The following is a 13,882-nucleotide window of genomic DNA, read 5'->3' on the forward strand; positions in this document are numbered from 1 at the left end:
TTTCAGCTGCGCAAGACGGTGGCGATTGCGTCGGCCACGTAGTCGAGGTTGCGGCTGTTCAACGCCGCGACGCAGATCCGCCCCGAGCGCACGGCATAGATGGCGAAGTCGCGCTGCAGCCGTTCCACCTGCTCTGGGGTGAGCCCGGTGTAGGAGAACATCCCGCGCTGCGCGGTGACGAAGGTGAAGTCGTGGCCAGGGACGGCGCTTTCGAGCCGCTCGCGCAGCCCTTGACGCATCGCCCGGATGCGGTCGCGCATGCCCGCAAGTTCCCGCTCCCACAGCTGCCGGAGTTCCGCGTCGGCAAGGACCGAGGCGACGAGCGCTGCGCCGTGGGTGGGCGGGTTGGAGTAGTTGGTGCGGATGACGCGCTTCAGTTGCGACAGGACCCGCGCCGCTTCGTCGCCGCTTGTGGTGACGATCGAAAGCGCCCCAACCCGTTCGCCGTAGAGCGAGAAGTTTTTCGAAAAGGAGCTCGAAACGAAGAAGGGGATGCCGGCGGCGACAAAGGCGCGCACGGCAGCGGCGTCGGCGTCGATCCCTTCGGCAAAACCCTGGTAGGCCATGTCGAGGAACGGGATCAGCCCTCGGGTTTGGCACACCTCAACCACCGTCTGCCATTGCGCCGCGGTGAGGTCGGCACCCGTCGGGTTGTGGCAGCAGGCGTGAAGGACGACGATGGTGTTGCGCGCTGCACCTTCGAGATCGGCCACCATGCCGGCAAAATCGACGCCGCCGGTTTTAGGGTCGAAGTAGCGGTATTCGGCGACCGGAAAGCCTGCGGCTTCGAAGATGCCGCGATGGTTCTCCCACGAGGGGGAGGAGATCAGTACTTGCGCGTCGGGGACCACCCGCTTGAGGAGATCAGCGCCGATTCTGAGCGCCCCTGTTCCACCCAGACCCTGGGCGGTGACGACCCGTTTATCGCTCAAAAGGGGCGATGATGCGCCGAAGAGGAGGTTCTGGACAGCAGTGGTGTAGGCGGCAGGGCCTTCGATCGGCTGGTAGCCGCGCGGTTTCGGGTCGGCAGCCATCGCAGCCTCAATGCGGCGGACCGATTCGAGCAACGGGATCTTGCCGTTGTCGTCATAGTAGACCCCGACGCCGAGGTTCACTTTGGTGCTCCGGTTATCGGCGGCAAACGCCTCGTTGAGGCCGAGAATGGGATCGCGCGGGGCTAGGGGAACGTGGGCAAAAAGCGACATCGTGATGCTCCAACTTTTGCGATAATGGGAGAATGAGAAACCTGTCTCGCAACAATTCTACCATGGGGGACCACAAAGCTTCGGCCACCTCCGAAAGCGGCCAGGGAGAGGCAACTCCTGCTCCTGAAGGGGCTAAGGCGGGTGAGTGGTGCCACTTTCCCGGGAGCCCGTTTGCGCTCTTCGCTCCTTACCCCCTTGCGGGGGATCAGCCGCAGGCGGTCGAAGCGCTCGTCGACGGGATCGACGCGGGGTTGGCCCGCCAGGTGTTGTTGGGGGTCACCGGCTCGGGGAAGACCTTCACAATCGCGAACGTCATTGCGCGGGTGGGGCGACCGGCGCTGGTGATGGCGCCGAACAAGACCCTTGCGGCGCAGCTCTACAGCGAGTTCCGCGAGTTTTTCCCGAAAAACGCCGTCGAGTATTTCGTCTCCTACTACGACTACTACCAACCTGAGGCCTATGTGCCGAGCCGCGACCTCTATATCGAGAAAGATTCGAGCATCAACGCCCATATCGAGCAGATGCGCCTCTCGGCAACAAAGAGCCTCCTTGAGCGGCGGGACGTCGTGATCGTTGCCACCGTCTCGTGCATCTATGGGATCGGCGACCCGGTCGACTACCACGCGATGATTCTCCACCTGCGTGTCGGCGAGACCCTTTCCCGCCGCGCAGCGATCGAGCGGCTCGTCGCGATGCAGTATGAGCGCACCGAGAGCGACTTCGTGCGTGGGACCTTCCGGGTGCGCGGCGAGGCGATCGATATCTTCCCCGCGGAGCACGCCGAGTGGGCGCTCAGGGTGGAGTGGTTCGACGATGAGATCGAGGCGTTGAAGCTCTTCGACCCGCTCACGGGGGCGGTGGTGCAGACACTCACGCGCTTCACCGTCTATCCGTCGAGCCACTTTGTGACGCCGCGCGCGACGGTGCTCCGGGCGATTGAAAGCATCAAGGAGGAGTTGCGCGTGCGGCGCGAGGAGCTTCTTGCCGCGGGAAGGGTGGTCGAAGCGCAGCGGCTCGAGCAGCGGACCCTCTTTGACATCGAGATGTTGGAAGAGGTGGGGTTTTGCAAGGGGATCGAGAACTATTCGCGCCACCTTTCGGGACGCTCGCCAGGCGAGCCGCCTCCGACGTTGATGGACTATCTCCCGAGTGACGCGCTCCTTTTCATCGATGAGTCGCACGTCACCGTGGGCCAAATCGGCGGGATGTACCGCGGCGACCGCGCGCGCAAAGCGAATCTTGTCGAGTACGGGTTTCGTCTCCCGAGCGCGATGGACAACCGGCCGCTCACCTGGGAGGAGTTTGCCGCGCGAATGCCGCAGACGGTCTTTGTCTCTGCAACCCCCGGGGATTACGAACTGCAGACGAGCGACGCGGTGGTCGAACTCGTCGTCCGTCCCACGGGGCTCGTCGACCCCGAGGTGGTCGTCCGCCCCGCTTCCCACCAGGTCGACGATCTACTCCATGAGGCGAAGGTGCGGATCGCGCGCGACGAGCGGGTGCTTGTGACGGTGCTCACGAAGCGCATGGCCGAGGAGCTTACTGAGTTTTTGAACGAAAACGGCGTGCGGGCGCGCTATCTCCACTCCGATATCGACACCGTCGAGCGGGCGGAGATCATCCGCGATCTGCGCCTTGGGGCGTTTGACCTCTTGGTGGGGATCAACCTCTTGCGTGAGGGGCTCGATATTCCGGAGGTGTCGTTGGTGGCGATCTTCGACGCCGACAAAGAGGGGTTTTTGCGTTCCGAGCGGTCGCTGATCCAGACGATCGGTCGCGCGGCGCGCCATCTCCACGGCACAGCGATCCTTTACGCCGATACGGTGACCGATTCGATGCGCCGCGCGATCGAAGAGACCGAACGGCGGCGGGCGAAGCAGCTCGCCTATAACGCCGCGCACGGCATTACCCCCCGGTCGGTGGTGAAGGCGGTGAAGACGTTGATCGATGGTCTTCCGGTGAGTGACGAGGGGCCCAAGGAGGCGCTACGAGGGAAGGGAGGCGAGGCGTCGGCCGACTGGTTGGCGAAGCTCGACCGTACCGATGCCCAGGCGGTGGCGAAGGCGATTCAGCGCCTGGAACGCGAGATGAAGCGCTACGCCGAGGCGCTTGAGTTTGAGAAGGCTGCGGCAGTCCGCGACCAGTTGCTCCTCTTGCGGCAAGCGGTCTTTGGGGTCGAGCCGACGGTGTGACGGAGGCGGTGCTAGCGGCGTGCGTGCGGTTTTGGGCCCTTCGGGGTCGTGTTGGAGAAGAAAAGGGGGAAAGAGGTGACACCGGTTCGCCTGTTGTGTGTCTGTACGGGGAACATCTGCCGTTCCCCAACCGCCGAAGGGGTTTTGCGCCACAAGATCGCAGAGCGGGGGTGGACGTGGATCGAGGTCGATTCGGCGGGGACCCACGACTACCATGTCGGGGAGCCACCCGACCCGAGGACGCAGCGCGCCGCGCGTGCCCGCGGTTACGACCTCAAGGGGCTGCGGGCGCGCCAGATCCGCCGCGACGATTTTTTTCGCTTCGATTGGATCTTGGCGATGGACCGCGGCCACTTGGCGATTCTCGAGCGCCTGTGCCCGCCCGGGGCGAAGGCGCAGCTTGCGCTCTTCCTGGCGCGAAGCCGCGCTACCCCGAACGGCGAGGTGCCCGACCCCTACTACGGCGGGCCGGAGGGGTTCGATCAGGTGCTCGACCTGATCGAAGAGGGTGCTGAGGGGTGGCTCGCCTGGTTAGCAGAGCACTCCCCCTATGTGCGCCGCGTCTCGACCTGAATGAGTGGCCCCTCCTCTTTTTTGGGGGGGCGCGGAATCACCCGACCGAGCGGCTCGGGCGGCGGGAAGAGCGGACGGTAGGTCACACGGCTCGGGTCGGTTTCGATCCAGACCAACCCTGCCTGAGCCAGTCGCTGCCGTAACTGCTCCCGGTCGACCGCTGCTTCTCGTTGCGGTGCGGGGGGCGCTTCGCGCTCTGCGGTTGCTGCGCTTGCCAAAGCGGTAGCGTTCGCAGGCGCGGTTGCGCTCGCCTCTGCGTCAGGGGGGGTCTCTGGCTCCGCGTTGCCGTTTTCAGCCTCATGAGCCAGGTGCTGCGACACCGCGGGCTGCCCCGGCGGGATTGCAGCAAGTGATCCGTCGAGTCGCTCAGGAACGGGAAGCGGCGCGAGGATCAGCGTGGACTCTTCGCTTGCAGCGGGCGGCGGTGCCGCTTCGAGCGGTGGCGCGAGGTTAGCCGCTGCCTCGGCAGTGCCGGGCTCGGTAGCCTCGGGCTGGGCGGCTTCAGACTCGGCAGGTTCGCTTTCGGGTGAGGCGCCCTCAAGGGTTTCGGTAGGGGCGACCCTGGTTTCAGGAGCTTCAACGCCGGGCGCTTGAGGAGCTTCAGCGCTGGCCGCTCCCGTGACCGTTGCTTCAGGAGGGGTCGCTTCGGCGACGGGCGGCACAACCTCGGCTGGCGCATTGGTGCGAGCTGCGGGCAGGGACGCGGAGACCTCAGGTGACGCTTCTTCGCCGGCTTGTTCCAGTGCAGTAGTTTCCTGCTGCGCCGGCTCTTCACGCGCTTCGGTTGCAGCAGAGAGAGCCTCTTCGCGACGTGGCTCCTCTTCCGTCATTGCCGCTTGTTCCGTCGCTGCGCTCTCCCGCTCGGTCGCCGATACCGGTTCTACGGTGGCGGAGTCTGCCGAAACCTGGGCGCTTCGCTCGCTCTCCCCATCAGACCGTTCACTGGGGGGTAATTCGTCTGCAGGGGGAGCAGTGCCAGCCGGCAGATCGTCGCTCGTCAAGGCGCTCTCTTTACGCCGGTTGCGACCGCGCCGCCGCCGCCGTTTGTTGGCCGATTCATCACTTTCAGGGGCGATCACCAATTCGAGGGGTTCAGCACGCTCGGCGGGAGCCTCCTCAAGGTCACCGGACGAGCGCTTCGCTGCCTCTGCTGGCGCTGCTTCGGGCAAGGGGAGCGGGGCTGCCAGCGGTCGCTCAACCCCTTCGTCGCTTCGGCGGTTGCGGCCGTTCCGGCGACGGTTGCCGTTGCGGCGTTGGGTATCCGCAGAGGGGGTTGGAGCGGGGGTGGGTGCGGGCGCAAGGGCTTCCGCGCTTTCACTGGGTCCAGGACCCATGAGGCTGCGGAGCCACGCAAAGAGCCGCTGCAGAAGCGGGCGCTCAGCGGCCGCCTCCCCTTTCGCTGGGCTGCTCTCGGCTGGCACAGGCAATTCCGCCGGTTCCGGTTGCGGCCGGGTGGGGGGTGGTGCGTCGGGGGCGATCCCTTTGACCACCGCCTCCTGTTTGGGGGGTTTTCGCTCCGCAAGGGTGCTGGTGGGGGTCGCCTCCGGTGCGGGCGGGGTGACCAGCTCGTAGCTGACCAACCGAACGTCGAGGTTGTCGATCTGGTCGTGACGCAGCCGCACTACCTCGTGCGCCGGGGTCTCCATGTGGCGGTTGGGGATGATTACCACCCGCACGTGGTGGCGCGCCTCGATTTTGGCCACGTCGAACCGCTTTTCGTTCAGGAGAAAGGTGGCCACGTCGACGGGAACCTGGACGTAGACGGCGGCGGTGTTCTCCTTGATCGCCTCCTCTTCGATAATGCGCAGAATATGGAGCGCGGCCGATTCGGTGCTGCGGATGTGACCGGTGCCACCACAGCGGGGGCACGGGACGTAGGTTCCTTCGGCAAGCGCCGGGCGCAACCGCTGACGTGAGAGCTCGAGCAGCCCGAACTTGCTGATCCGCCCCATCTGGACCCGCGCCCGGTCAAAGTGCAACGCCTCTTTGAGCCGCTGTTCCACCTCGCGCTGGTTTTTCGGGTTCTCCATGTCGATGAAGTCGATCACGATGAGCCCGCCGAGGTCGCGTAGCCGCAGCTGCCGCGCGATCTCTTCGGCCGCTTCGAGGTTGGTCTTGAGCGCGGTCTCTTCGATGTCGGCCCCTTTGGTCGCCTTGCCAGAGTTGACGTCGATCGCCACCAGTGCCTCGGTGTGGTCGATCACGATCGCGCCGCCCGAGGGGAGGGTCACTTGCCGCGCGTAGGCGGTCTCGATCTGGTGTTCGATCTGAAAACGCGAAAAGAGCGGGACATCGTCGGCGTAGCGTTTGACCCGACGGACGCAGTCGGGCATGACGTGCTGCATGAACTGCTGCGCCTGGGCGAAAATTTCGTCGGTGTCACAGAGAATTTCGCTGATATCGGGCTGGAAGTAGTCGCGGATCGCGCGGATCACGAGCGCACTCTCTTGGTAGATGAGAAAGGGCGCTTTTTGCGCGTTGGCCGCCTCTTCGATCGCGCGCCACAGTTTCAGGAGGTAGTCGAGGTCCCACTGCAACTCTTCGAGCGAATGGCCGATCGCGGCGGTTCGGGCGATCAGGCTCATTCCCTCCGGGACGGTGAGCATTTCGAGGAGCTGCTTGAGCTCGGCGCGATCTTCGCCATCGATGCGCCGCGACACCCCCCCGCCGCGCGGGTTGTTGGGCATCAGAACAAGATAGCGGCCGGCAAGGGAGACGTAGGTGGTGAGCGCCGCCCCTTTGTTGCCGCGCTCCTCTTTTTCCACCTGTACGATCAACTCTTGCCCGACTTCGAGTGCGTCTTGAACGCGCGTCCGACCGTTTTGCTCCGTCGTTCGCCAGTAGCTGCGCGCTACCTCTTTGAAGGGAAGGAAACCGTGCCGCTCTTCGCCGTAATCAACGAAGACCGCTTCGAGGCTCGGTTCGATGCGGGTGATGACCGCTTTGTAGATGTTGCCCTTACGCTGTTCGCGGTGGGCCGATTCGATATCGATATCGAGCAGTTTCTGCCCGTCGACGATCGCAACGCGCAGCTCTTCGGCCTGCGTTGCATTGAATAGCATGCGTTTCATGAGGTTCGGGTCTCCACAAGTCGATGGGCGGGACCCGACGGGAAAGAGGAATCGGTTCCGATGACCACCGAGCCTCTTCACTGCTCTGGACGGCCGCAGGCGAGCAGAGGGCAAACGCACCTAGGCTCTTGACGCCAAGGGCGCGAGCAACGAGCGAGAAGAAGGCGAAGAGAATCGGGTTCACAGGCGTTCCACAAGGGCCGAGCGCTTCGCGGCGCAAAGCCACAACAATCTTTCCACCGTCAGGCGCCGCCGGGTTGATGACGAGATCAGCGCACAACGAAAAAACCGGTCAAGACCCTCTTGGGAGCAATGGTAAGAAGCTCAACCAAAGCGGTAACATCGGGTCTTCATCAAAGTGAAAGTATAGTACCGTGACGGAGAAACAGCAAGTCGACGACGCGGCGTTTGATGCGATTCCTCATGCGGTGCGCCATTTTCGGGTCGAGGAGGGGCCGCAGCGGCTCGACAATTTCTTGCGACGCCACCTCAAAGGGGCTCCTAAGTCGTTGATCTACCGCATCATCCGTAGCGGCGAGGTGCGGGTGGACGGCCATCGCGCCCATCCTGAGAGCCGTTTGTTGCCGGGCCAGATGGTTCGGGTACCGCCGTTGCGTCTTTCGGCAACGAGCGAAGCAAAAATCCCCCCAAAAAACGGGCTTGCGGTGTTGCCCGTGGTTTATGAAGATGAGACGCTGCTTGTCGTGAATAAACCCGCCGGTGTCGCGGTACATGGGGGATCGGGGCTCTCATGGGGGCTGATCGAGTGGGTGCGCGCCCATTGGCCTGATGCCCACCATTGGGAGCTCGTCCATCGCCTCGACCGCGACACCTCAGGGATCCTGATGATCGCCAAGACAAGATCCGCGTTGAAAGCGCTCCAGGCGGCGTGGCGCGCCGGGGAGGTGGCCAAAAGCTATTGGGCGCTGACGATCGGCGTGATGGCAGAATCGTTACTCACGATCCGCGCGCCGCTCGAGCGCTATCTCACGGCGGCAGGGGAGCGGCGGGTCCGGGTGGCGCCTCAGGGGAAAGAGTCCCATTCCGAGGTGGCGCGCTGCGCGTGGTGGCACGAGCCGCCTCCTGGCTTTTCGTTCGTCGAGGTGCGTCTCCACACCGGCAGGACCCACCAGATCCGTGCCCATCTCGCGCATGTTGGCCATTCCCTCGTGGGCGACGAGAAATATGGCGACTTCTCGCTCAACAAGGTGTTGGCGCGCCGTATGGGCCTGCCCCGCCTCTTTTTGCACGCGGCGAGGTTGTCGTTTCGCCATCCCGTGGCGGGGAGGCGAGTCACCGTTTCGGCACCGCTGCCGCACGATTTGGCGCAATTTCTTGAACGTCTGGGGCCTCCCAGCGGCGGTCAGCTCCCTTCTGGGGAGGCCGATCGCGTCTGAAGTCTTTCAGGGGAGCGACCAGCCGAAGTGGCGAAGCAGCCGCAAGGTGGCGATGAGGGGAAGGCCGATGAGGGCGGTGGGGTCGTCGCTCGTCACCTTTTCCACCAGGGTGATGCCAAGTGCCTCGATCTTGGCGGCGCCGGCGCAGTCGAGTGGCCTCTCCCGCTCGACGTAGCGTTGGATCGCCTCGTCGCTCAAGTCGGCGCGAAAAGTCACCCATGTGGTCACCTCGTCGACGAGGCAGATTTTCCGCACGGTGTCGAAGACGGCAACGGCGGTAAAAAAGGCGACCGTTTGGCCGCGCATCCGCTGGAGTTGCGCAATCGCGCGGTCGACCGTCTGGGGCTTGCCGAACCGTTCGCCATCAAGTGCTGCCACCTGGTCACTGCCGATGATGAGGGCAGCGCCGTGCCACTGGGCTGCGGCGCTGCGCGCTTTCGCTTCAGCAAGACGCATCGCGAGCGCGCGCGGCTCTTCACCCGGCAAAGCGGTCTCGTCGGTCTCGGGAGAGAGGGTCGCAAAGTCGACGCCGAGGCGTTTGAGGAGCGCTGCCCGATAGGGGGAGGTCGAAGCCAGCACCAAGGAAGGAGTCGTCATCGCTCTGAAAGTTTTGACAAAAAGTGACAAACATTCTATCATTCCGCCCTTATGTCCGAAATGCCCAATCTTTTGACCCAGCTCTTCGATCCGGTCGCATTTGTCCGGGGAAAGACGGCGTGGTCTGGCACCGTAGCAGCGGGGGCTTTTGTCCGCGCAGCCGACCAGGTCGGCGATCCTTCGGCGACCCTGCGTTGGCAGGTCGATCCGGAACGCACGCCAGAAGGGCGGGTGGCGTCTCGCCTGCGCCTCGAAGGGGTGGTGCCGGTGGTTTGCCCCCACTGTTTGGCGCTTGCCGAGTGGCCGGTCGCGATCGATCGGCTGGTGGTCTGGTACCGCAGCGAAGCAGCGGTGCCGGAAGAAGAGCTCGAAGCGGAGGATTGGGATGCGCGCGTGATGGATGAACCCATTACGCTCTTGGAGCTGCTGGAAGAGGAGCTGTTGTTGGCATGGCCACAAGGTGCGGTGCACGAAGCGTGTTCGTTGCCGGGGCCGGTGCAAACGGGCGATCCTGCTTCCCCTTTTTCTGTGTTACTTCATTTGGAGCACTAAATCATGGCTGTTCAGCAGAATAAAAAGTCGCCGTCAAAACGCGGGATGCACCGCTCGCATGACCATCTCAAGAATCCGCCGATCGCGGTCGATCCTACCACCGGCGAAGTCCATCTGCGCCATCATGTGACGCCGAGTGGTTTTTATCGCGGCCGTAAAGTGATCGATACCGCTGGCGAATGAGCCCGGCACTCGCTGTCGACTGCATGGGCGGGGACCATGGGGTCTCCGTGACGCTGCCGGCAGTGGCATCGTTTCTGTCGCGGCGAACAGATGCTCGCGTGATTGCCGTTGGGCTTCCGGAGCAGGTGGCTCCTGAGGTTGAACGGCTCGCAGCCCGTTTCGGTGACCGGATCACGTTCGTTGCCGCTTCTCAGGTGGTCGCGATGGACGAAGCGCCGCAGTCGGCGCTGCGCGCCAAGCGCGACTCGTCGATGCGGCGGGCGATTGAGCTCGTCCGGGATGGCGAGGCGGTTGCCGCCGTCTCAGCGGGTAACACCGGCGCGTTGATGGCGATTGCCCGCTTTGTCCTCAAAACCTTGCCGGGGATCGACCGGCCCGCGATCGCCACTGTTCTTCCTGCCCGCAAAGGGCGGGTCTGGGTGCTTGACCTCGGAGCGAACGTCGACTGCACTGCGGAACATCTGTTGCAGTTCGGTGTGATGGGGGCGGCGCTCGTGCGCGCGGTCGAGGGGGTTGCTGAGCCGCGCGTCGGCATCCTCAACATCGGCGAGGAGGCGATCAAGGGCAACCAGGTGGTCCGGGAAGCGGTCGAGTTTCTCGCCGCTTCGCCCCTCAACTTCGTTGGTAATGTCGAGGATATCTACGCCGGTCACGCCGACGTGGTGGTCTGCGACGGTTTTGTCGGCAATGTCGCGTTGAAGACGACGGAAGGGCTCGCGCAGATGCTCGCGGCCTTCTTGCGCGAAGAGTTCACCCGAACGTGGTGGACCAAGGTCGCCGCAGTGGTGGCCTCGCCGGTGCTCAAGCGGTTCAAGGATCGGGTCGATCCCAGGCGCTACAATGGGGCGGTTCTCGTCGGTTTGCGCGGTGCCGTAGTCAAGAGCCACGGTGGCGTCGACGCTTACGCCTTTGGGTGGGCGTTGGAACGGGCGTGGGAGGCGGGCACCCATCGATTGGCCGATCGAGTTGCCGAGCAGCTGGCGGCGCTTCACGGTGACGCCGCCGAAGGGGAGTCCCAGCCGTCGGCCGCGGCAGCGCAGTGAAGGGGAAATCATGACCCGCTATTCTCGTCTCGTCGCGGTGGGGGGGTATCTTCCGGGCGCGCCAGTGACCAACGACGACCTCGTCGCCCGCGGGGTCGATACCTCAGACGAGTGGATCCGCACCCGTAGCGGCATCGAGACACGCCACTTTGCTGCCCCCCACGAGCAGACGAGCGATCTTGCCGTCGCGGCGGCGCAACGGGCGCTCGATCGCGCTGGCTGGCAGCCGAATGACGTCGATCTCATCGTGCTCGCGACCTCCACGCCGGACATGATCTTCCCGAGTACGGCGACGATCGTGCAGGATAAACTCGGTGTTACCAACGGATCCCCGGCGTTTGACGTCCAGGCGGTCTGTACCGGTTTCGTCTACGCATTGGCGCTCGCCGACCAGTTTATCCGCCTGGGGCAGGCGGAGCGGGCGCTGGTGATCGGGGCAGAGATCTTCTCCCGCATTCTCGACTGGAACGATCGCACCACCTGCGTCCTTTTTGGCGACGGTGCTGGAGCGGTACTCCTAGCGGCCGACGAGAGACCGGGGATTCTGGCGACGAAAATGCACGCCGATGGACGTTACCGCCACCTCCTCTGCGTTCCTGGCCAGACGGTAAACGGGCAAGTCACGGGCGACCCTTTTGTGCGGATGCAGGGGCAGGCGGTCTTCAAATTCGCCGTTCAGGCGCTTGCCGACGTCGCGCTCGAGGTGCTGACCGCGGCAGCGCTTCCTGCCACCGCGGTCGATTGGCTCGTGCCACATCAGGCGAACATCCGGATTTTGGAGGCGACCGCCAAGCGGCTGGCGATTCCGATGGAGCGGGTGGTGGCGTCGGTCCGGCGTCACGGCAACACCTCGGCCGCGTCGATTCCCCTGGCACTCGACGACGCGCTTCAGCGCGATCAGATCGCTCCGGGGCAAACGATACTGCTCGAAGGGATCGGCGGCGGCTTTACTTGGGGGGCGGCGCTGCTGCGTTGGTGAAAGGAATAAGGCGATGACGATGATCTTTGTCTTTCCCGGTCAGGGGTCGCAGAGTGTCGGCATGATGCGCGCCTATGCGGGGTTGCCGCAGATCGCGGAGACTTTTACTGAGGCGAGTGACGCCCTAGGCGAGGATCTGTGGAAACTCGTGGACACGGGGCCGGAGGAGGAGCTTGCCCGGACCCGCAATACCCAGCCGGTGATGTTGACCGCCGGGGTGGCTGTTTGGCGCGCGTGGAAAGCGCTGGGCGGGGGCGACCCGCAGCTCATGGCGGGCCACAGCCTTGGGGAGTACAGCGCGCTCGTTGCGGCCGATGCGCTGGCGTTTGCCGACGCGGTCCGGTTGGTGCGCTTGCGGGGCGAGGCGATGCAGGAGGCGGTGCCGGAGGGGGTCGGTGCGATGGCGGCAATTCTCGGGCTCGACGCGGCCACTGTGGCCGAGGTGTGCGCTGAGGTGGCCACCCCATCAACAGTGGTCGCTCCGGCGAACCTCAACGCACCGGGGCAGATCGTGATCGCCGGCCACCAGGAGGCCGTTCACCGCGCGATTGAAGCAGCCAAAGCTCGTGGGGCCAAACGGGCGGTACTCCTTCCGGTGAGCGCCCCATTTCACTGTGAGTTGATGCGCCCCGCAGCCGAACGGCTTGCCGCGGCGTTGCAGACGGTGACCGTTCGACCCCCGCGGATTCCGGTGATCCATAACGTCGACGTCTCGGTCCATACTGACCCTGAAGAGATTCGCGCGGCGCTCGTTGCCCAGGCCTATTCGCCGGTGCGCTGGATCGAAACGATTGAACGAGCGGCGGCAGAGGGGGTGACCCATGTCGTCGAATGTGGCCCTGGGAAGGTCTTGGCCGGGCTCACCAAACGGATCGTCAAATCGTTAGAGAGTGTCGCCCTTGCCGACGGGCAAGCGGTGCAGGCGCTCATCAGCCAGAGGAGCTCACAATGACCCACGCTTCGCCCCAGGGTGAGAACCTTGCAACGCAGGTGACGCAGCGCTTTCGCCTCGATGGACAGACGGCACTCGTGACCGGTGCCTCTCGCGGCATCGGCGCAACCGTTGCCGATTGGTTGGGTGCAGCAGGGGCCTACGTCATCGGTACCGCGACGAGTGAAGCAGGCGCGACGGCGATCACTGCCCGTTTCGTGGAGAAGGGGATCGCGGGCGAAGGGCGGGTCCTCGATGTCACCGATCGGGAGGCGTGCGAGGCGCTGATTCGCGCGATCGACCAGGTTCGGGGGGCGGTGACGATCCTCGTGAACAACGCAGGCATCACGAAGGATAACCTCGCGCTGAGGATGCGTGACGAGGAGTGGCAGGCGGTGATCGATACCAACCTCACCGCGGTCTTTCGTCTCTCTCGGCTTGTGCTCAAAGGGATGATGAAAGCGCGCTACGGGCGGATCATCAACATCACTTCGGTGATCGGCAGCATGGGGAACGCTGGCCAGGCAAACTACGCGGCGGCCAAAGCGGGCGTCGCGGGGATGAGCAGAGCACTTGCCCGCGAGGTGGGCAGCCGCAACATCACGGTCAATTGCGTCGCACCCGGCTTCATCGTCACCGACATGACCGCAGCGTTGCCTGAAGCGCAGCGCGAAGCACTGACCGCGAACATCGCCCTGGGACGCCTCGGCACGCCTGAGGAGGTTGCCGGCTGCGTCCTTTTTCTCGCGTCGCCTGCGGCCGCGTATGTCACCGGGGCGACACTCCACGTGAATGGCGGCATGTACATGGGGTAACGGCAACAAAAAGGCTTCATTTGGCATCGGCTTTGGTAGAATAATCCCGCTTTTCATCCCGTTCAAGGAGTCATCCGAAATGGAAAACATCGAGCAGATCGAGCAGCGTGTCAAGAAGGTTGTGGCCGAACAACTCGGCGTGAATGAGGCCGACATCAAGAACGAGTCGTCCTTTGTCGAGGATCTGGGGGCCGATTCGCTCGATACCGTAGAGCTCGTCATGGCACTGGAGGAGGAGTTCGAGTGCGAAATTCCTGACGAGGAGGCAGAGAAGATCACCACGGTGCAACAGGCGATCGATTACATCGTCGCGCACCTCAACAAATAACCGCTTCAACCAAAGG

General features: G+C 64.1%; 13 protein-coding genes. 10 read left to right on the plus strand and 3 right to left on the minus strand.

The features are described 5' to 3' along the window. Window positions 1-2: 2 nt before the first annotated feature. A complete protein-coding gene (locus ACYQ6T_RS02535; RefSeq protein WP_459827272.1) occupies window positions 3-1,211 on the minus strand; it encodes an amino acid aminotransferase in 1,209 nt (402 codons plus the stop codon). Window positions 1,212-1,267: 56 nt separating this feature from the next. Here ACYQ6T_RS02535 and uvrB point away from each other — a divergent pair, with 56 nt between their 5' ends. Beyond that, window positions 1,268-3,397, plus strand: coding sequence for an excinuclease ABC subunit UvrB (gene uvrB / locus ACYQ6T_RS02540; protein WP_459827161.1), 2,130 nt, complete (start codon window positions 1,268-1,270; stop codon window positions 3,395-3,397). 75 nt (window positions 3,398-3,472) lie between these two features. After that, complete coding sequence (locus tag ACYQ6T_RS02545; RefSeq protein WP_459827164.1) at window positions 3,473-3,970, plus strand: low molecular weight protein-tyrosine-phosphatase; 498 nt, start codon at window positions 3,473-3,475, stop codon at window positions 3,968-3,970. Here ACYQ6T_RS02545 and ACYQ6T_RS02550 read toward each other — a convergent pair. Continuing rightward, a complete protein-coding gene (locus tag ACYQ6T_RS02550) occupies window positions 3,946-7,041 on the minus strand; it encodes an Rne/Rng family ribonuclease (RefSeq protein ID WP_459827167.1) in 3,096 nt (1,031 codons plus the stop codon). The two genes, ACYQ6T_RS02545 and ACYQ6T_RS02550, sit on opposite strands and share 25 nt — an antisense overlap. A gap of 374 nt (window positions 7,042-7,415) precedes the next feature. Here ACYQ6T_RS02550 and ACYQ6T_RS02555 point away from each other — a divergent pair, with 374 nt between their 5' ends. After that, a complete protein-coding gene (locus tag ACYQ6T_RS02555; RefSeq protein WP_459827170.1) occupies window positions 7,416-8,438 on the plus strand; it encodes an RluA family pseudouridine synthase in 1,023 nt (340 codons plus the stop codon). Window positions 8,439-8,444: 6 nt separating this feature from the next. Here the strand turns inward: ACYQ6T_RS02555 and ACYQ6T_RS02560 are convergent, their stop codons facing one another. Then, the gene (locus ACYQ6T_RS02560; RefSeq protein ID WP_459827173.1) at window positions 8,445-9,035 is read right to left on the minus strand and encodes a Maf family protein; all 591 of its coding nucleotides are present in this window, start codon (window positions 9,033-9,035) and stop codon (window positions 8,445-8,447) included. Window positions 9,036-9,095: 60 nt separating this feature from the next. On the opposite strand from ACYQ6T_RS02560, the gene ACYQ6T_RS02565 reads away from it, so the two are divergent. The 7 genes from ACYQ6T_RS02565 (at window position 9,096) to acpP (ending at window position 13,866) form a co-directional block, all read left to right on the plus strand. Next, window positions 9,096-9,587, plus strand: coding sequence for a YceD family protein (locus ACYQ6T_RS02565; protein ID WP_459827175.1), 492 nt, complete (start codon window positions 9,096-9,098; stop codon window positions 9,585-9,587). A 3-nt stretch (window positions 9,588-9,590) separates the two neighbouring features. Further along, a complete protein-coding gene (gene rpmF, locus ACYQ6T_RS02570) occupies window positions 9,591-9,770 on the plus strand; it encodes a 50S ribosomal protein L32 (RefSeq protein WP_459827178.1) in 180 nt (59 codons plus the stop codon). Continuing rightward, window positions 9,767-10,813 carry a phosphate acyltransferase PlsX gene (plsX, locus tag ACYQ6T_RS02575; protein ID WP_459827181.1) on the plus strand — a complete coding sequence of 349 codons (1,047 nt, stop codon included), beginning with the start codon at window positions 9,767-9,769 and terminating at the stop codon, window positions 10,811-10,813. Before rpmF ends, plsX begins: the two co-directional genes overlap by 4 nt. 10 nt (window positions 10,814-10,823) lie before the next feature. Continuing rightward, a complete protein-coding gene (locus ACYQ6T_RS02580; RefSeq protein ID WP_459827184.1) occupies window positions 10,824-11,792 on the plus strand; it encodes a beta-ketoacyl-ACP synthase III in 969 nt (322 codons plus the stop codon). A 13-nt stretch (window positions 11,793-11,805) separates the two neighbouring features. Beyond that, the gene (gene fabD / locus ACYQ6T_RS02585; RefSeq protein WP_459827187.1) at window positions 11,806-12,744 is read left to right on the plus strand and encodes an ACP S-malonyltransferase; all 939 of its coding nucleotides are present in this window, start codon (window positions 11,806-11,808) and stop codon (window positions 12,742-12,744) included. Further along, a complete protein-coding gene (gene fabG, locus ACYQ6T_RS02590) occupies window positions 12,741-13,538 on the plus strand; it encodes a 3-oxoacyl-ACP reductase FabG (RefSeq protein WP_459827190.1) in 798 nt (265 codons plus the stop codon). Before fabD ends, fabG begins: the two co-directional genes overlap by 4 nt. Window positions 13,539-13,626: 88 nt before the next feature. After that, window positions 13,627-13,866 (plus strand): acyl carrier protein, encoded by a 240-nt coding sequence (gene acpP / locus ACYQ6T_RS02595; RefSeq protein ID WP_119336026.1) that lies wholly within the window; start codon window positions 13,627-13,629, stop codon window positions 13,864-13,866. The last annotated feature ends 16 nt before the right edge of the window (window positions 13,867-13,882 follow it).

Source organism: Hydrogenophilus islandicus (assembly GCF_054657095.1).

Excerpts from the sequence above, each read along its gene's own strand:
- plsX (WP_459827181.1), top strand. The coding sequence starts at position 9,767 with ATGAGCCCGGCACTCGCTGTCGACTGCATGGGCGGGGACCATGGGGTC.
- ACYQ6T_RS02560 (WP_459827173.1), bottom strand. The coding sequence starts at position 9,035 with ATGACGACTCCTTCCTTGGTGCTGGCTTCGACCTCCCCCTATCGGGCA.
- ACYQ6T_RS02565 (WP_459827175.1), top strand. The coding sequence starts at position 9,096 with ATGCCCAATCTTTTGACCCAGCTCTTCGATCCGGTCGCATTTGTCCGG.
- fabD (WP_459827187.1), top strand. The coding sequence starts at position 11,806 with ATGACGATGATCTTTGTCTTTCCCGGTCAGGGGTCGCAGAGTGTCGGC.
- rpmF (WP_459827178.1), top strand. The coding sequence starts at position 9,591 with ATGGCTGTTCAGCAGAATAAAAAGTCGCCGTCAAAACGCGGGATGCAC.
- ACYQ6T_RS02550 (WP_459827167.1), bottom strand. The coding sequence starts at position 7,041 with ATGAAACGCATGCTATTCAATGCAACGCAGGCCGAAGAGCTGCGCGTT.
- uvrB (WP_459827161.1), top strand. The coding sequence starts at position 1,268 with ATGGGGGACCACAAAGCTTCGGCCACCTCCGAAAGCGGCCAGGGAGAG.
- ACYQ6T_RS02580 (WP_459827184.1), top strand. The coding sequence starts at position 10,824 with ATGACCCGCTATTCTCGTCTCGTCGCGGTGGGGGGGTATCTTCCGGGC.
- fabG (WP_459827190.1), top strand. The coding sequence starts at position 12,741 with ATGACCCACGCTTCGCCCCAGGGTGAGAACCTTGCAACGCAGGTGACG.